We start from the raw sequence: 16,176 nt of genomic DNA, 5'->3' as shown, positions 1-16,176 counted from the left end.
TTCGGTGCCTCCCAGGGACGAAGCTGCGCGTGAGAGTAACCAAAACCGGGTTGGCGTCGGCGGCCGCGGCGTCCGGCTTGCGGGTTCAGCCCTGCTGACGCTTCCTGAGCGGACGCCCAGGGCGTCCGACGGGCGTGGCGATGTTCTACCGGGAAGGTCCTCGCGATCGGTCCGGGCACGTGCAACGATGGGCCTGACGTCGCCCGAGTTCTCTCACTGCCCCCTGAGTGACTCGCACCCCCCGGCCAGCGCCAGTCCCCGGACCCGTCACCCGCGTTGACAGGTTGCAGGGGGAGTGCCATGGCGGCAAACATGCTGGAATGGGCCAGGCGGTTCGCGGCCCTGCTGTTCGCCATCTCGGCGGCCCTGGTGCCGCCGAGCGCCCCGGGCGACGACTGGTGGGCGCTGCTCCATGCGGCGCCGGATTGGACTCCGCCCTGTCGGGCCCTGTCGCAGGCGTCGGTTTACGTCACGCCACATCAAGACGACGAAGTCATCTCGCTCGCGGGCGGCATCACCACGGACGTGGCGGCCCACTGCGACGTGTACCTGGTGGTGATGAACCGCGGCGACTACTCGAACGTCGGGAGACGACTCTGCAACGAGGGTCGCGCCTGCCCGACGCCGGCGGAGCTGCAGGCGAGTCGCGAGGCCGAGGCGCTGGAGAGCACCGCCGCGTTGGGCATTCCCGCTGACCACGTCACGTTCGAGCGGGTGGACGAGTCGGCCGCCGGCTACCCCGACCAGGTGGACGCGGCCTGGACGCGCATCGTCGCCCGCTTCGGTCAACGCGCGATCTACAACAGCATCTCCTGGCTCGACCGACACACGGGCCACGTCTCGATCGCCTACGCCCTGAAGTATCGCTGTGAGGCGGGCACCGTTCAGGTCTGCCGCTTCTTCCAGTCGCCCCTCTACCGGCCCGGCAGTCCGCTGAAGCACGCGATGCCGGTCGCCCCTCCGACGCCGATGTGGCTGTCGGCACCCCCAGACGCCGTCCGGCGCGCCACTGCGGCGTACGCCCGGTGGGACCCAGGCCAGGGGCGCCTGGCCGTCGGGGAGGCGTCCGTGCCGGACCAGTTGGCCTACGCACGGACCTGGCCGGGATCGCTCGTCCACCCGGACGGCCGCAGCTGGACCCCGGACGCCCACGCCGCCGCGCTCGACTGGCTGGCGCACAACCAGTCGCTCGACGACGCGGTGTTCACGGCGGTGGGCCGGGTGCCGGGCTGACCCGAGCGTGTCGACCGCCCGCCGCGGGGGCACGCGCGATCATGGAGGCGTGAACCCACTGCTCGAGGTGCGCGTGACCAACGCCGCGGACGCCGCACCCGCCGAGGCCGGCGGTGCTGATCGGCTCGACGTCGTCGGCGACCTCGTCGACGGGGGCCTTTCGCCCGAGCCCCGCCTGGTCGCCGAGCTGCGCCGCCGCACGACCATCCACCTGCGTCCGGTCGTGCGCCTCCGCGAGGGCTTCGGCACGGACGGCGGCGAGGTCAGCCGCCTGCGCGGACTCATCGCCTCGTACGCGTCCGCGGGCGCCGACGGGGTGTCGCTCGGCTTCCTGAACGGACTCGGCGACGTCGATCTCGAGGTCGTCGGCGCGCTGGTCGGCGACGTCTCGCTGCCCTGGACGTTCCACCGCGCCGTCGACGCGGTGCTGGACGCCGACCGCGGTTGGCGCGTCCTGCTGGGGTTGCCCGGGTTGGACGCCGTCGCGACGGCCGGGTCCGCCCGCGACGTGGACGCCGGGCTGGACGCGCTGATCGCCCGAGCGAAGGCCGAGCCGCGGGCGGCGGCCCTGATGCTGGTCGGCGGCGGACTGCTGCCCGAACACGTGCCCTGGCTGCTGCGCGCCGGCGTCCGGCAGTTCCACCTGGACGCCCAGGCCCGGCCGGGCGGGTCCTGGAAGGCCTACGTGGACGCGGCCCTGGTCCGGTCGTGGCGGACGCTGCTCGACGACGAGTCCGCGCACCTGCGCCACTGAGTGCGGGTGGGGCCCACCGAGGCGGATGGCCGACCGCGACTCTTACGGGTGGAGTGGGCCCGATTGGCCGCGGCGGGGTGTCCGAGGCTCCGCTGGACCCGAGAAAGTCGCGCTGTGCCCCGGCCAGCCCGGACTACACGGTCGGCGGGATCGGTCCTGCTACGGACCCGGCGCCGAGCGGCTCGACGTGGATGTGGGCCTCGGTGCCAGGCAGTGCCTGCTCGATCTCGCGCTCGAGGGCGTCGGTGAGTTCGTGGCCCCGGTGGACGGTCCAGGCGCCGGGCACTTCGACGATGGCCTCGATGAAGCGCTGGCGTCCGGCCTCGCGGGTGCGCAGCTGGGTGATCCGGCACTGGGTCCTGTCGACGACGCGCTCCATGGCGGTGTGGATGATCGCCACCTCGTCGGCGGGCAGGGCGGCGTCCAACAGGCCGACGACGGAGCGGCGCATGAGGGTGTAGCCGGTCCACAGGATGTTGATGCCGACGCCGATCGCGATGATCGGGTCGAGGATCTCCCAGTTCTGGCCGAGGCGCGCCCCGATCAGGATGATGCCCATCGCCACCAGGACGCCGATCGAGGTGAGCACGTCGGTCAGCAGGTGGCGTCCGTCGGCCTCCAGCACGATCGAGCGGTGCTTCTTGCCGGCGCGCAGGAGCACCATGCCGGTGATCAGGTTCAGGACGCTGGCGCCGAGCGCCAGGGCCAGGCCGAAGCCGAGCTCTTCCAGCGGAACCGGGTTCAACAGCTTCAGGATCGCGCCCGCGATGATGCCGCCGGCCGCGACGAAGATCAGGGCGCCCTCGACGGCCGAGGAGAAGTATTCGGCCTTGCCGTGCCCGAATTCGTGCTCGGCGTCCGCGGGCTTGGCCGAGACGTTGAGGGCCCAGAGTGCGACGATCGCCGCGACCAGGTTGACGGTCGATTCGAGGGCGTCCGACATGAGGCCGGCCGACTGGGTGATCCAGGCAGCCGCGCCCTTGATGGTCACGGTGGCCACGGCCGTCGCGATCGACAGCCACATGAAGCGCATCAGGAACCTCGTGCTGACCGGCGACTCGACCGTCGTCTTCGTGTCCATCGGGACCTCCTTCGTGCCGGGGGAACCCTAGTCGACCGTGCCTGCCAGGCCCGCTTAGGAAAGGCGTCCCTAAACCCCCACCGGCACGGACGACTCCTCGACGACGCCGAGGTCCCAGGGCCACGCGTCCGGCTGGGACGCCAGCGCCACGACGTCGGCCAGCACCTCCGGCCAGACCGGCGCGTCGGCGTCCTCGAGGTCGTCGAACGCGAGCCAGACGTGGCCCTGCAGTGTGAGCTGCTCGTCGGGGGTGTGCCCGGCGACGTCGGGGGTGAAGCGCGGCGTCCGGAGCACGTAGAACTCCTCGGACTGGTCGAGGATCTGGTCCGAGTAGCCGTGGACGACCACCCGGCGCATGACCGGTCCGCTGAGGTCGGACGCCGCGACGCGCAGCCCCGTCTCCTCCCACAGTTCCCGGACGGCGGCTTCAACGGACGACTCACCCGGATCAATGCCCCCGCCGGGCGTGACGTACCACCGGCTGCCCGGCAGCCCCGGATCGGTGTCCACCCACACCAGCACGGACGCTCCGTCCGTGACGATCACCCGGACGGCTCGCCGCGACCGCCGCGGACGCGCGTGAGGCGGCACCGGGGTGAAGTCGCGCGTCCGGAAGGTCACGGCTGCGGACGATCGCCGCGCCGGATGGCCGCGCCCACCGTCAGCCACAGCACCGGCAGGAGCGCCCAGCAGGCGAGCTGCGCCCAGCCGCACCAGGCGTCCCACCAGACCAGTGGACTGGGGCTGTAGGCGTCCGCGAGGCCGACGATCGACAGCACGACCGAGCCGATGGCGGTCGCCCCCATGACGTTGCGCACCTGCGCGCGGCGGTAGTGGGTCCGCTGGCTGGCGACGATCAGGGCCACGATGAGCACCGGCGGAGCGATCCAGGCCAGCCCCACGAACGGCAGGACGGCCCCGGCGGCGAGGCAGCCCGCCACCGCCGGATGCGCCCCGGCGATGATCGCGGCGGCGGTGGCCTGCTGCGGCACGGTCGGCGGCTGGCCCGGGTGATAGCCGACCGGCCAGTGGGCGTCCGGGTTGGGGAACGACTGAGGGTTCACCTGCGGCGCGTACATCCCGGACGCCGTCGGCGGCGGCTGGATCGGCGGCTGGGTCGGCAGGGCGAACGGCTGCTGCGGGGCCCAGGCGTCCTGGGGGCGTGGTCCGGCGGACGCCGCGTGCGCCGATCCCCAGGCTGAGGTGACGGGCGGGCTCAGCGGCAGGCCGGTGGGTGCCGCCCAGCCGGCGTCCGGCGTGGGGGAGGCGGACGTCAGCGGGTCGCTGGAGAGGACGAGAGGCTGGTTCGCCTGCGGCAGTCCGGACGCCGCGGCCGTCGTCGTGAGCGGCGTCGACACCACGGCGAAGGCCGCGAGCGGGTCGCGTTGGTCCTTGTCGGGCACGGCCAGCTGGTCGAGCGGCGGGGCGTCGGGGGCCGTCGGAAAGTCCGGACGCTCCAGTGGTGCGGCGGCCGCGGAGGGCTCCGCAGCGAGCGCGGCCAACGGCGCGGCGGCGGACGCGACGAAGGCGTCCGGTCGTTCGACCGGCGCGTACTCGGGACCGTCCGTCCAATCGGCCATGGACCACATGCTAGCCGCGGCCCGCAGACCGCCTCTGCCGGTGGCTCGGCGAGCGTGGCGCCAGCTAGGCTGACGTCGCAGATCGATGGAATGGAGCGGGATCGCGATGCCTACTGGCAAGGTGCGTTTCTACGACGCGGAGAAGGGCTTCGGCTTTCTCAGCAAGGACGGGACGGATGACGAGGTGTTCGTCCGTGCTGCCGCCCTGCCCGCGGGCGTGACCGCGCTGAAGCGCGGTCAGCGGGTCGAGTTCGGCGTGGTCGACGGGAAGCGCGGTGAGCAGGCCCTGTCGGTGAAGCTGCTGGAGGCCCCGGTCTCGCTGTCGAAGGCGCAGCGCAAGCCCGCCGACACCATGGCCGTCATCGTCGAAGACCTGATCAAGATGCTGGACGGCATCGGCAACGGCTACCGGCACGGACGCCACCCCGACTCCTCGCACGCCGCCAAGACGGCTGCGGTGCTGCGCGCGGTCGCCGACGAACTGGAGTTGTGAACGTGGCGGTTGCCCTGAAGGCCCCCGAGTTGGACGCCGCCTGTGCGGCCGCCGTCGATGTCGCGCGCTCGATCGCCGAGCGCCGCTGCGGCGTGATGGGGGTCGGCGAGCACGTCGGCGTCGAGGCCGAGGACACCCGGGTCGCCACCCACTACTTCGCCGTGGATCACCCCGGCTACGTGGGCTGGCGCTGGGCGGTGACGGTGGCGCGGGCGTCCCGGGCCAAGGCCGTCACGGTGAACGAGGTCTGCATGGTGCCCGGCGAGGGCGCGCTGCTGGCGCCGGCGTGGGTGCCGTGGGCCGAGCGCATCCAGGCCGGCGACGTGAGCCCCGGCGTCCTCATGCCGACCCCGGACGGCGACCTGCGGCTCGAGCCGGGGTTCACCGGCGGCGAGTCGGCCCGCGATGAGGACCCGGCCGAGTGGGGTCAGCTGCGCGCCGTCGTGAACGAGCTGGGCCTCGGCCGCGAGCGCGTGCTCAGCGAGTACGGACGCGACGAGGCCGTCGAGCGTTGGCTGGACGGCGAGGGTGGTCCGCACAACGCGATGACCCAGCAGGCCCCCGGGCTGTGCGTCGACTGCGCGTACTTCGTCCGCCTGTCCGGACGCCTCGGGCGCTCCTTCGGCGTGTGCGCGAATGAGTACTCGCCGCAGGACGCGTCCGTCGTGAGCATCGACCACGGCTGCGGAGCGCACAGCGACGTCGTCGAGGTGACCCGTGGCGTCGAGCTGCCGCGTCCGGTCTGGGACACCGTCGACATGGCGACGGTCTCGCTCTTCGACTGAGGCGTCCGGTCTCGTCGACCCATCGACAGGCTCAGGGATCGTGTGGTCGCTGAGAAGTCACGCCGTGCACGGAGGCTGACAAGACAGGCAGAGCACGGGTGGCTGAGCTTGTCGAAGCCTCTAGGCCTGGGACGCCGTGGGCTGGGTGTAGGACGCGATGAGGTCCGGCAACGGCTGGCCCGCTGCACGCGCGTAGGACGCCCAACTCTCTAAGCCGCCGAGCCAGCCCACGACGTGCAGGGCGACCGCGCGGTTGTGCGGGCTCAAGGTGTCCAGCGCCGGACGCCACGCGTCGCGCAGCGCCCGGGCGTGGTCGAAGTCGACGTAGCCGGTGACCTGGCCGGGGGCGGTGCGCAGCGGCAGCGACAGCTTGTCGTTCAGCAGCCGACGCAAGGCGTAGCGGGTCTCGACGCCGCCCGTCGCCAGCTCGAAGTCGAGGTCGTTCATGTGGGCCTCGTCGAGATCCAGCGCCAGGGACGGCCAGCCGCAGGCGTCCAGCCACAGCCGGACCAGCGTCCACGCGGCGGTCAGCCGGTCGGCCTTGACGAAGCGTCCGTGGGTGACGTCGTGGAGGTCTTGGTTGGTGGGGACGCCCGGCTTCACGATCGGCGCGCCGTCCGGCACGACCGTGATCGGCCCGACCTTGCCCAGCAGCCCGCGGCGGCGCGGCGTCACCTCGGGCGGGTAGGCCGCGGCGGCGACCCCGCGCAGGTGCTCCTCGATCGCGGGCGAGCCCGAGAACAGCGTGCCCAACGCCTCGACCCCGATCGCGGTCAGCCGCAGTTCACCCATGACGGTGACGATAGCGTTCCGGGCTACGGTGGGGTCCATGACCACCCGGACGAGGCGTTTGATCGTGACCGGAGCACTCGTGCTGATGCTGCTGGCCGTCATGGCCGGGGCGATCCTGCGCTGACCGGCACCGGACGCCTCTGCCGCGGCGGCGTCCGGCCGTAAGCTGTGCACCGACGAGAGCGAGGCGGGGATGAGCGATCTGATCGACACCACCGAGATGTACCTGCGCACCATCTACGAGCTGGGCGAGGAGGGCGTTCCGCCCCTGCGCGCCCGCATCGCGGAGCGGCTGGCGCAGAGTGGTCCGACGGTGTCGCAGACGGTCGCCCGCATGGAGCGCGACGGGCTGTTGGCCGTCCTGGATGATCGCCAGATCGAGTTGAGCCCCGCCGGGCACGAGTTGGCCGTCCGCGTCATGCGCAAGCATCGGCTCGCCGAGCGGCTGCTGACCGACGTCATCGGCCTGTCGCTGCCGCAGGCCCACGCGGAGGCCTGCCGGTGGGAGCACGTCATCTCCGAGGCGGTCGAGCATCGCCTCGTGGACGTGCTGAACTCGCCGACGGCGTCCCCCTACGGAAACCGGATTCCAGGCCTAGCCGAGGTCGGCGGCACCGACGTTCCCGAGCGTCGCTGGCCGTCGCTAGCGTCCGTGCTGGCCGACGTCGCCGACGGCGACGGACGCCGCGTCACCGTGGAGATGCTCACCGAGCACGCCCAGTCGGACGCCGACCTCCTGGGGCTGCTGACGGACGCCGGCGTCGTGCCCGGTGCCGAGGTCGAGGCGCGGATCGAGGGCGATCGGCTGGCGCTGCGTCCGGCGGCGACCGCAGGCTGCACCGTCGAGCTCGGCGTCGCGGAGCACCTGTTCGTCTCGGCTTGAGCCGTCCGCGGAATATCGGACGCCGCGCGTCGCGTTGAGTCGACCGCAGCCGCACGAGGCGGCATCGGAAAGGATTCAATCGTGGCTACCGTCGAACTGACCGACGAGACGTTCGCCGACACCATCGCCAAGGACGGGGTCGTGCTCGTCGACTTCTGGGCCGAGTGGTGCGGCCCCTGCCGCATGTTCGCGCCCGTGTTCGAGGCGGCGTCCGGCAAGCACACCGACGTCGTGTTCGCGAAGGTCGACACCGAGGCGAACCGCATGATCTCGGACGCCCTGGAGATCCAGGCCATCCCGACGATCATGGCGTTCCGCGACGGCGTGCTGGTCTACCGCAACTCCGGCGCCACCAACGCGTCCGGCCTCGACAAGCTGGTAGAGGCGCTGAGCAGCGACGAGTTGGGCGCTCAGGTCGCCGAGGCCAAGGCCGCCGAGGCAGCAAAGGCGGCCGGTGGGTCTGCCGAGGAGGCGAGCGCCGCGACCGAGCCGACGCAGGACGCTGACTCCGTCGACGCCTGAGGTGAAGTGATCGGCAGCCCGGCGCGTCCCTCATCCTGGGGACTTGCAGCAGCCGGTAGGTGAGCTAGTCTGTACAGCGCAGTCCCCGCCCTATCCCCCCGGGCGGGGATTGCTTTATGTGCAGCCGGGTTCGGTGGCGGGCTGCCCTAAATCGCGAGGAAGTCCGTGACCAACTCGCAGAAGGGCTGGGCGTACTCGATCTGGGTCCAGTGGCCGCAGCGTCCGAAGACGTGCAATTGGGCGTTGTCGATCCAGCCCAGCAGGGTGAGCGAGGTCTCGAGCGGAATCACTTTGTCGTCGCGTCCGTGGATGAGCAACGTGGGCGCTTTGATGCCGCGGATCTCGGCCTCGCTGAACGCCATGGCGTCCACCCAGCGCTGGCGCGGTGCGGGGAACATGCGCGCGAAGTCTTCTTGGGTGCGGAGGCTGGCGCGGTAGCGGCCCTGGACCATGTCCTCGGTGATGAGCGAGGAGTCGTAGGCGAACGTGTCGCGCATGAGGCGTCCCATGGTCTCGGCGGACGGCTCATAGCCCCAGACGGCGTCCAGGCCGTCGGTGATGTCGAAGTGGACGCCGACGCTGCCCATGAGGATCAGCTTGTCGACGCGCTCGGGGTGGTGGATCGCCAGAGCAAGCGCCATCGACCCGCCGAAGCTGTTGCCGACGACCGAGACGCGGTCGACGCCGACGGCGTCCAGGAAGTCGACGATCTGCCGGAGCCAGACCTCGCGGCTGAAGGCCAGCCCGGCCGGGATCTCGGAGTAGCCGAAGCCCGCCAGGTCGGGGGCCAGGACGCGTGTGTGCTCGGCCAGCGGACCCATCACGAGCCGCCAGTTCGCGAACGCGCTCACGCCCGGTCCGGAGCCGTGCAGCAGCAGCAACGGCGCCCCGGACCCGAGGTCGTGGTAGTTCGTGACGATGTCGCCGGTGGCGATCTGCCGTCCGATCTCGGGGTTCTGCGTCATGGTGACCTCCATTTCGGACGCCGCGCGCGCGGAGTCGTCTGGCGCGCGTTGGGCGTGGGGCCATGCTCGCGCAGAGCCTCGCGGCGAGGCGGTGCTGGTCCCGCTGTGGGGAACGTGCGCTAGGGCGTGACTGCTAGCACGCCCGAGGCGTGCGTCGGGTGGGTCCCTGACTGGCATCGCGGAGGGCTCCACGTGTGACTTTGTCGGGGAAGACACCAACAAAAGTCACACGCAGAACCGTCGAGGCATGGATCGGCCCTGGCCGCACCGTCGCGATCAGCCGTCAGGCCACCAGCGGGGTGAGTCCGGGACGCGCGGACGTGGGGGCCCCACGGCGAACGTCCTCGACGGCCCCCGCGAGCCGGGCGACGGCGTCCGCCATGACTGCCGGAGGCCGGACGTAGGGGAGCCGCAGGAACGAGCCGAGCCCGCGGCCGATCGCGAACCACGGCCCCGCCGCCAGCAGCAGCCCGCGCTCGCGAGCGTGCAGGGCGACGTCGCCGGCGCTGAGCCCGGGGAGCTCGACCCACAGCGACAGCCCGCCGACAGGCACGACGAAGCGCGCGTCCGGCAGCCGGTCCCTCAGGGCCGCAACAGCGGCATCTCGGGCCAGGCGCAGGTCCGCCAGCCGCCCGCGGTCGGCGTCCACTCGATCGGTGCGCAGCAGGTGCAGCAGCACGAGCTGCTCGAGCAACGCTGCGCCTCCGTCGCCGGCCACGCGTTGGGCGATGAGGGCGTCGCCGACTGGTCCGGGCGTGCGGATCCAGCCGGTCCGCAGCCCACCCCAGTGCGACTTTGACGAGCTGCCCACGCTGATCGCCGACGGCGCGTGAGCCCCCATCGGCGCCGGCATCGCGACCGGGTCGAGGACGATCGAGCAGACCGTCTCGTCGACGACGGCCGTGGTGGACGCCGACGCCATGGCTTCGGCGAGGACGTGGCGGTCGGCGTCCGACATGAGCGCCCCGGTCGGGTTGTGGAAGTCCGGGATCAGGACCGCCACGCTCGGGCGTCCGCGTCGAATGACGGACGCCACGTGGTCGACGTCCCAGCCGCGAGGCTCGACAGGTGCCGGGGTGAGCCGCAGCCCGGCGCTTCTGAGGGCCGCTGCGGTGTTCGGGAAGGTGGGGTCCTCGATCAGGACGCGCTGCCCGGGCTGCACCAGAGACCGCACCGCCAGCAGGGTCGCGATCACCGCGCCGGACGTGATCAGAATCTGGTCGGGGTTGGTGGCCAACCCGCGGGCGGCGTACTGCTCAGCCAGCGCCGCCCGCAGTTCGGGCAGCCCGACGGTCGTGTAGCCAGCCCCGGCCAGGTAGCGGGGGAGGACCTCGAGGGCGGTCTGGTAGGCGTCCTCGATGCCGACCGGCGCGCGTAGCGCGGCGCACGTGAGGTCGATGATGCCCTCGTCGTCGCCCTCCTCGTAGGGCCGCAGGATGCCGGCGCTCGGGCTGGCCCCGCCCGGGACGGGCAGCATCGCGACCGACCCGGACCCGCGCCGCGAGGCCAGGAAGCCGCGCTCGCGGAGCAGGTCGTAGGCGCGGGTCACGGTCGTCCGGGACGCCCCCAGGGCCTCGGCCAGGTCGCGCTCGGACGGCAAGCGGGCACCCAGTTCGATGCGCCCGTCCACGATGAGGGATCGCACGGCCTCGGCCAGCCGGGCGTAGGCTGGGCGGCCGGCTGGCAGCCCGTCCAGAAGGGCGGTGAGCCGTGCAGCCGAGACGGTCGCGGTGATCATGCAGGCCAGCCTGCCACGATTGGCCCTCGAATTGCAGTCCAGTTGGCGAAAGGGTGGGGGCATGACGCAGACGATCCTCGAGTACGCCGCCTTCACCGATGCCGGACGCGGCGGGAATCCTGCCGGGGTCGTCCTGGACGCCGGCGCCCTGTCCGAGCCCGAAATGCTGGCGATCGCCGCCTGGCTCGGCCACTCCGAGACGGCCTTCGTCTCGCCCCTGCCCGGGGAGCGGCGCGTCGGCGTCCACTCCTTCTCACCGGACGCCGGGGTGCCGTTCTGTGGGCACGCGACGGTCGCGGCAGCGGCTGCGCTGGCCTCGCGAACTGGGGTCGGCGACTACCTCGTCGAGACGCCCGTCGGCCCGATCGCGCTGTCCACGAGCGAGAGGGACGTCTTCGACGCGTTCACCTTCGACGCCTCCGTCGTCCGCGGGCTCCTGGACGCGCACGGCTGGACGGGCACCGTCACCGTCCTCTTGGACGCCGGCGGTGGTGGCTGGGAGGCCCGCAACCTGTTCCCCGTCGGCGCCATCACCGAGGACCCGGCCACCGGCTCGGCCGCGGCGTCCACGGGTGCCTACCTGCGCGCCCTCGGGGAACCCACCCCGTTCGACCTGGTCATCAGGAAGGACCGCCACGTCGGGCGTCCGAGCGTCTTGCAGGGGCCCGTCCCGGCCACGGGCGGCATCGAGGTCTCCGGCAGCGCGGCGCCGCTGGGCGGCGTCCGATGATCGCCACCGGACGCCGACGCGTCGCGCTGGCGTCCCTGAACCCGATCGAGCAGCTGCGTGCCGGACGCCTCGTGCGGCGGATCGTCCAGCTGAACGTCGGCCTGGTGCTGTTCGGGATCTCGATGGCGCTGCTGGTGCGCGCGGGGCTGGGGCTGGAGCCGTGGGGCGTCCTGCATTACGGGATCATCCAGCACGTGCCGCTGACGTACGGCGTCGTGAGCATCGTCGTCGCGTTCGCGGTGTTGCTGCTGTGGATTCCGCTTCGTCAGTGGCCGGGGCTGGGCACCGTGCTCAACGCGATCGTCATCGGCGTCGCGATCGACGTCACCTTGGGCCTGCTCGGCCCGGTGGACGCCCTGCCGGCCCGGATCGGCCTGCTCGTGTTGGCGATCCTCGGCAATGGTCTCGCGGGCGCGCTCTACATCGGCAGCCAGCTGGGGCCGGGTCCGCGCGACGGGCTGATGACGGGGCTGTCGCGGCGGACCGGACGCTCGATCCGCCTGGTCCGGACGCTGATCGAGCTCACCGTGGTCGCGGTCGGCTGGGCGCTGGGCGGCGTCGTCGGCATCGGGACGATCCTGTACGCCGTCTGCATCGGACCCATCCTGCAACTGCTGCTGCCCTACGTGACCGTCGACCTGCCCGGCATCGCCGTGGCGTCCGATCCGACGGCCGAAGGCGACTGAGCCCGTTTCCGGACGCGGCGTGCGGTAGCGTCCGAGGCGTCTTGGTGTGAGTGAGGAGGGGTGGGGATGCGTCCGGATCGCCTCTTCGCCGCGTACGTCTTCGACCTCGACGGCACCATCTACCTCGGCGACGAGCTGCTCCCGGGGGTCCAGGAGACGATCGGACGCCTGCGCGCGTCGGGCGTACCGGTGAGGTTCCTGTCCAACAACCCCACCAAGGATCCCGAGCAGTACGCCGACAAGCTCGGACGCCTCGGCCTGCCGACGCCCGTCGGCGACATCGCCAACACCGTCGTCACCACGGTGCGCTGGCTGCGGACGACCCACCCGGACGCCGCCGTGTTCGCCATCGCCGAGGAGCCGCTGCTCCGCGCGCTGCGGGACGCCGGCGTCCGACTCAGCGAGGACCCGTCCGAGATCGACATCGTCATCGCGTCCTACGACCGCACCTTCGACTACCGCAAGCTGCAGATCGCGTTCGATGCGCTGTGGTTCTACCGGCGGGCGATCCTCGTCCAGACCAACCCGGACCGCTACTGCCCCTTCCCCGGCGGCCGCGGCGAGCCGGACGCCGCCGCGATCACCGCCGCCATCGAGGCGTGCTCGGGTGTGGCCTGCTCGGTGAACCTCGGCAAGCCGGGTCCGATCATGGTCGCCCAGGCGATCGCCGGGCTCGACGTCGCCCCGGGCGACGTCTGCATGGTCGGTGACCGGCTCGCCACCGATATCGCCATGGGACGCCTCGCCGGCATGGCGTCCGCGCTCGTCCTTACCGGCGACAGCACCGCCGCGGACGCCGCCGCCGCGCCGGCTCAACAGCGTCCTGACTACGTGCTCGACACCCTGGACCAGCTACTCCCGGACGGCGTCGGCGGCCGCTGAACCCGAGGCGCGTCAAGGCCCATCCGCCCGGACTGGTAGTCTTGGGACGCAGCCCGGGTTGTTCTGCTCCGGGCCGACGATCCTTTTCATCGATGCCATTGCGCCGCGAACTCATCGCGCCGGGCAGAACCGAAGCATCACACCTTTCGGAAGTTCACGATTTCTTTGACGAACCACACCTTCGGCACGCTCGGCGTGCCCGCACCGCTGTGCGCCCTGCTGGACGCCCGCGGTATCACCGTCCCGACCCCGATCCAGGCGGCCACGCTGCCCGACTCCCTCGCCGGACGCGACGTCCTCGGCCGCGGCCGCACCGGCTCCGGCAAGACCTACGCCTTCCTGCTGCCCCTGGTGGCGCGACTCACGGCGTCCACGAATGCCACCAAGCCCGGACGCCCCCGCGCCCTGATCCTGGCCCCCACGCGTGAGCTGGTCGCCCAGATCGAGGAGGCGCTGGCGCCCCTCGCCGCGGCGTCCAATCTGACGACGCGCACCGTCTTCGGCGGCGTCGGCCAGGCCCCGCAGGTCGCGGCGCTCCGCCGCGGCGTCGACATCGTCCTGGCCTGCCCCGGACGCCTCGAGGACCTGATCCAGCAGGGCCACGTCAGCCTCGCCGCGATCGAGATCACCGTCCTGGACGAGGCCGATCACATGGCCGACCTCGGCTTCCTGCCGGCCGTGAAGCGCCTGCTCGACAAGACCCCGGCCCGTAGCCAGCGCCTGCTGTTCAGCGCGACGCTCGACGACGCCGTCCACGGTCTCGTGCAGCGTTACCTGCACGCGCCCGTCGTCCACGAGGCCGACTCGCTGGAGGCTCCGGTCGAGTCCATGGACCACCACGTCCTGCACGTCGACGCCGCCGGACGCCTCGACGTCCTGCTCGATCTCACCGCCGCCCCGGGCCGCACCGTCGTGTTCACGCGCACCAAGCACGGCGCCAAGAAGCTGGCCAAGCAGCTCAACGCGGCCGGCGTCCCGGCGGTCGAGCTGCACGGCAACCTCAGCCAGAACGCCCGGACCCGCACCATGGACGCCTTCCACTCCGGCGCCGCGCAGACGCTGGTGGCGACCGACATCGCCGCCCGCGGCATCCACGTCGACGACGTCACGCTGGTCATCCACGCCGACCCGCCGATGGAGCACAAGGCCTACCTGCACCGTTCCGGACGCACCGCCCGCGCCGGCAAGGGCGGCGTCGTCGTCACCCTCATGCTCGACGGCCAGCGCGCCGACGTCCGCGATCTCACCCGCAAGGCCGGCATCAAGCCCACCACCACGCGCGCCGGCAAGGGCCACGAGGTGCTGCGCGAGATCGCTCCTGGCGAGCGTCACTACCCGGGCGGGTTCGTCCACGCGCCGGGCGAGTCTGGTCCGGCTCAGCCGTCCGGACGCCGCAAGCCAGCGTCCGCGTCGGGTCAGTCGCAGGCCCAGGGACGCCGTCGCGGCCAGACCGCGCCCGCGTCGTCCGCGCCCCGTCAGGGACGCGCCAAGGTCGCGCCTGCGGCGTCCGGCTCGGGACAGGGACGGCGTCCGGCACAGCTGGCGTCCGCGCCGAACTCGGGCGGCGCCGCCGCGTTCTCGCGGCAGGGCGTGCGTCGCCGCGGTCGCTGAGGCCGGTCGGGTCTAGCCTCGCCGGCATGGAGCACTTCGACTGGATTGCGGACGAGCGGCACGCCCTCGCCACCCTGCTCAGCGGGCTGACGCCCGCCCAGCTGGCAACGCCGAGCCTGTGCGGGGCGTGGACCGTCCAGCAGGTGTTCGGGCACCTCACCGTGCCATTGACCGTCGGGCTGCCGCAGTTCGCGTTGGCGATGCTGGCCGCTCGCGGCAACTTCGACCGCGCGAACGACGTGCTCGCGCGGAAGGCGGCTGCGGCCGGCCCGACGGCGCTGGCCCGCCTGCTGCACGACCGCGCCGACAGCCGCTTCACCCCGCCGGGCGGCGACTGGCACGCGCCGTTGACCGACGTGATCGTGCACGGCCAGGACATCCGGCGTCCGCTGGGCCTCGCGCACGAGTTCGCGCCGGAGAGGTTGCGCGCGATCCTCGACTACCTGGTCACGGACGCCGCGCATCGCGGCTTCGTGCCTGCCGGACGCCTCGCCGGGCTCGCGCTCACGGCGTCCGATCTGGGTTGGACGTGGGGTGTTGGCGCGCTTGTCGAAGGGCCCGCGGAAGCATTGGCGCTGGTGATGACGGGGCGTGCGGCTGCCCTCGCAGACCTGCAGGGCCCGGGTGTCGAGACCCTGCGCGGTCGGCTGGTGGGCGAGCGCCCACCCGGATAGCAGAAAGCCGCTCTGACAAGGACTAGTGTCCCGTCAGAGCGGCTGTTCGCTCGGTCGGGTGACAGGTGGAACTGCCACCTCAGGCGCTCAAGCCCCAGACGAAGGATCTCCACCGCATCCTGCTCGACAAGCAGATCCCTACCCCGCGAAGAGGTGACCGAGCGCAATTGCGTTGACGCCGTCGGGGCGGGTGTAGCTTTCCGCGCCGGCCGTCACCACATTCAGTGTGGAGAGTTGTCGTGCGCGCTGCTCTGAGACCTTGGCCTTGAGTGCCCGAAGACTGGCGGACGCCTTCTCGATGTTGCCGGTACCGCCGAGCTTGACCTCGAAGGCGCTCCAGCGTCCATCGCCGAGCTCGACGATCGCGTCGACCTGGAGGCCGGAATCATCCCGGTAGTGGTAGACGGTCCCGCCAAGGGGCTGTGCGTAGATCCGAAGGTCACGGACGGCTAGTGATTCGAAGAGCAGGTCGAAGGCGTCGAGGTCGTCGAGCAGGGCGTCCGGTCGCGCGCGCAGCGCTGCCGTTGCCAGCGACGGATCGACGAAGTGCCACTTCGGCTGGACGCGCAGGCGCACCTTCGAGCGCAGATGGGGAGGAATAGTCAAATCCTGTGGATCGGCGTGTCTTAGGCGGCGTTCGGTTGGGTGTCCGATTGGTCGGGCCGTTCGACCTGTTTGCCGTTGGTGAAGGGGACGCCGGCACGGACGAGGGCGACCAGGTGGGGGGCGTTGACCATGCGCCACCGGGCCTGGGCAGCTTCGATCAG

The 16,176-nt window shown here is 71.8% G+C and carries 17 protein-coding genes and 2 pseudogenes; 11 read left to right on the top strand and 8 right to left on the bottom strand.

Features of this window, described 5'->3' with window-relative positions; genetic code table 11:
• The first annotated feature begins 300 nt into the window (after positions 1 to 300).
• Both FN821_RS09145 and FN821_RS09140 read left to right on the top strand, forming a co-directional pair.
• Positions 301 to 1,233: a PIG-L deacetylase family protein gene (locus FN821_RS09145; RefSeq protein ID WP_131172306.1), complete on the top strand. Its 933-nt coding sequence runs from the start codon at positions 301 to 303 to the stop codon at positions 1,231 to 1,233.
• Positions 1,234 to 1,282: 49 nt separating this feature from the next.
• Entirely contained in the window at positions 1,283 to 1,987 is a 705-nt protein-coding gene (locus FN821_RS09140; protein WP_131172305.1) for a copper homeostasis protein CutC, read from the top strand.
• Positions 1,988 to 2,120: 133 nt separating this feature from the next.
• On the opposite strand, the gene FN821_RS09135 is transcribed toward FN821_RS09140, so the two are convergent.
• The 3 genes from FN821_RS09135 to FN821_RS09125 form a co-directional block, all read right to left on the bottom strand.
• A complete protein-coding gene (locus FN821_RS09135) occupies positions 2,121 to 3,068 on the bottom strand; it encodes a cation diffusion facilitator family transporter (RefSeq protein WP_131172304.1) in 948 nt (315 codons plus the stop codon).
• A gap of 69 nt (positions 3,069 to 3,137) precedes the next feature.
• Entirely contained in the window at positions 3,138 to 3,689 is a 552-nt protein-coding gene (locus tag FN821_RS09130; protein ID WP_131172303.1) for an NUDIX hydrolase, read from the bottom strand.
• Complete coding sequence (locus FN821_RS09125) at positions 3,686 to 4,648, bottom strand: hypothetical protein (protein WP_131172302.1); 963 nt, start codon at positions 4,646 to 4,648, stop codon at positions 3,686 to 3,688. Before FN821_RS09125 ends, FN821_RS09130 begins: the two co-directional genes overlap by 4 nt.
• Positions 4,649 to 4,754: 106 nt before the next feature.
• Here FN821_RS09125 and FN821_RS09120 point away from each other — a divergent pair, with 106 nt between their 5' ends.
• Positions 4,755 to 5,141, top strand: coding sequence for a cold-shock protein (locus FN821_RS09120; RefSeq protein WP_131172301.1), 387 nt, complete (start codon positions 4,755 to 4,757; stop codon positions 5,139 to 5,141).
• 2 nt (positions 5,142 to 5,143) lie between these two features.
• A complete protein-coding gene (locus FN821_RS09115; RefSeq protein WP_241660185.1) occupies positions 5,144 to 5,926 on the top strand; it encodes a DUF3027 domain-containing protein in 783 nt (260 codons plus the stop codon).
• A 120-nt stretch (positions 5,927 to 6,046) separates the two neighbouring features.
• Here the strand turns inward: FN821_RS09115 and FN821_RS09110 are convergent, their stop codons facing one another.
• Positions 6,047 to 6,931 (bottom strand): DUF7691 family protein, encoded by an 885-nt coding sequence (locus FN821_RS09110; RefSeq protein ID WP_131172300.1) that lies wholly within the window; start codon positions 6,929 to 6,931, stop codon positions 6,047 to 6,049.
• Here FN821_RS09110 and FN821_RS09105 point away from each other — a divergent pair.
• Positions 6,912 to 7,601, top strand: a complete 690-nt coding sequence (locus FN821_RS09105; RefSeq protein WP_131172299.1) for a metal-dependent transcriptional regulator — start codon at positions 6,912 to 6,914, stop codon at positions 7,599 to 7,601. The genes FN821_RS09110 and FN821_RS09105 overlap by 20 nt on opposite strands.
• A gap of 81 nt (positions 7,602 to 7,682) precedes the next feature.
• Positions 7,683 to 8,057, top strand: a pseudogene (gene trxA / locus FN821_RS09100) (thioredoxin); the annotation flags it as partial.
• A 212-nt stretch (positions 8,058 to 8,269) separates the two neighbouring features.
• Here trxA and FN821_RS09095 read toward each other — a convergent pair.
• Both FN821_RS09095 and yczR read right to left on the bottom strand, forming a co-directional pair.
• Positions 8,270 to 9,088: an alpha/beta fold hydrolase gene (locus tag FN821_RS09095; protein ID WP_194085995.1), complete on the bottom strand. Its 819-nt coding sequence runs from the start codon at positions 9,086 to 9,088 to the stop codon at positions 8,270 to 8,272.
• A gap of 283 nt (positions 9,089 to 9,371) precedes the next feature.
• Positions 9,372 to 10,826, bottom strand: coding sequence for a MocR-like transcription factor YczR (gene yczR, locus FN821_RS09090; RefSeq protein WP_165489315.1), 1,455 nt, complete (start codon positions 10,824 to 10,826; stop codon positions 9,372 to 9,374).
• A gap of 61 nt (positions 10,827 to 10,887) precedes the next feature.
• Between yczR and FN821_RS09085 the strand changes: the two genes are divergently transcribed.
• The 5 genes from FN821_RS09085 to FN821_RS09065 all read left to right on the top strand — a co-directional run bounded on the left by FN821_RS09085 (position 10,888) and on the right by FN821_RS09065 (position 15,409).
• Positions 10,888 to 11,556: a PhzF family phenazine biosynthesis protein gene (locus tag FN821_RS09085; RefSeq protein ID WP_131172295.1), complete on the top strand. Its 669-nt coding sequence runs from the start codon at positions 10,888 to 10,890 to the stop codon at positions 11,554 to 11,556.
• Positions 11,553 to 12,242: a membrane protein YczE gene (yczE, locus tag FN821_RS09080; RefSeq protein WP_131172294.1), complete on the top strand. Its 690-nt coding sequence runs from the start codon at positions 11,553 to 11,555 to the stop codon at positions 12,240 to 12,242. The genes FN821_RS09085 and yczE overlap by 4 nt, the downstream gene beginning before the upstream one ends.
• Before the next feature lie 66 nt (positions 12,243 to 12,308).
• Complete coding sequence (locus FN821_RS09075) at positions 12,309 to 13,124, top strand: HAD-IIA family hydrolase (RefSeq protein ID WP_131172293.1); 816 nt, start codon at positions 12,309 to 12,311, stop codon at positions 13,122 to 13,124.
• A gap of 165 nt (positions 13,125 to 13,289) precedes the next feature.
• Positions 13,290 to 14,735, top strand: coding sequence for a DEAD/DEAH box helicase (locus FN821_RS09070; protein ID WP_131172292.1), 1,446 nt, complete (start codon positions 13,290 to 13,292; stop codon positions 14,733 to 14,735).
• Positions 14,736 to 14,761: 26 nt separating this feature from the next.
• On the top strand, positions 14,762 to 15,409 hold the full coding sequence (locus tag FN821_RS09065; RefSeq protein WP_131172291.1) for a maleylpyruvate isomerase family mycothiol-dependent enzyme: 648 nt from the start codon (positions 14,762 to 14,764) through the stop codon (positions 15,407 to 15,409).
• A 138-nt stretch (positions 15,410 to 15,547) separates the two neighbouring features.
• Here the strand turns inward: FN821_RS09065 and FN821_RS09060 are convergent, their stop codons facing one another.
• Together FN821_RS09060 and FN821_RS14680 are read right to left on the bottom strand one after the other, a co-directional pair.
• On the bottom strand, positions 15,548 to 16,015 hold the full coding sequence (locus FN821_RS09060) for a DUF4143 domain-containing protein (protein ID WP_280525921.1): 468 nt from the start codon (positions 16,013 to 16,015) through the stop codon (positions 15,548 to 15,550).
• A 20-nt stretch (positions 16,016 to 16,035) separates the two neighbouring features.
• Positions 16,036 to 16,176, bottom strand: a pseudogene (locus FN821_RS14680) (IS256 family transposase); the annotation flags it as partial.

The organism is Propioniciclava tarda (genome assembly GCF_900182665.1).
GTDB lineage: Bacteria > Actinomycetota > Actinomycetes > Propionibacteriales > Propionibacteriaceae > Propioniciclava > Propioniciclava tarda.
The sequence above is the reverse complement of the archived record's forward strand: the minus strand, read 5'-3'. Positions and strand labels throughout refer to the sequence as shown.

What these genes read in the sequence shown, in the direction of transcription:
- FN821_RS09085 (WP_131172295.1), top strand. Translation starts at nt 10,888, where the DNA reads ATGACGCAGACGATCCTCGAGTACGCCGCCTTCACCGATGCCGGACGC.
- FN821_RS09075 (WP_131172293.1), top strand. Translation starts at nt 12,309, where the DNA reads ATGCGTCCGGATCGCCTCTTCGCCGCGTACGTCTTCGACCTCGACGGC.
- yczE (WP_131172294.1), top strand. Translation starts at nt 11,553, where the DNA reads ATGATCGCCACCGGACGCCGACGCGTCGCGCTGGCGTCCCTGAACCCG.
- FN821_RS09135 (WP_131172304.1), bottom strand. Translation starts at nt 3,068, where the DNA reads ATGGACACGAAGACGACGGTCGAGTCGCCGGTCAGCACGAGGTTCCTG.
- FN821_RS09065 (WP_131172291.1), top strand. Translation starts at nt 14,762, where the DNA reads ATGGAGCACTTCGACTGGATTGCGGACGAGCGGCACGCCCTCGCCACC.
- FN821_RS09105 (WP_131172299.1), top strand. Translation starts at nt 6,912, where the DNA reads ATGAGCGATCTGATCGACACCACCGAGATGTACCTGCGCACCATCTAC.
- FN821_RS09095 (WP_194085995.1), bottom strand. Translation starts at nt 9,088, where the DNA reads ATGACGCAGAACCCCGAGATCGGACGGCAGATCGCCACCGGCGACATC.
- FN821_RS09145 (WP_131172306.1), top strand. Translation starts at nt 301, where the DNA reads ATGGCGGCAAACATGCTGGAATGGGCCAGGCGGTTCGCGGCCCTGCTG.
- yczR (WP_165489315.1), bottom strand. Translation starts at nt 10,826, where the DNA reads ATGATCACCGCGACCGTCTCGGCTGCACGGCTCACCGCCCTTCTGGAC.
- FN821_RS09125 (WP_131172302.1), bottom strand. Translation starts at nt 4,648, where the DNA reads ATGGCCGATTGGACGGACGGTCCCGAGTACGCGCCGGTCGAACGACCG.
- FN821_RS09120 (WP_131172301.1), top strand. Translation starts at nt 4,755, where the DNA reads ATGCCTACTGGCAAGGTGCGTTTCTACGACGCGGAGAAGGGCTTCGGC.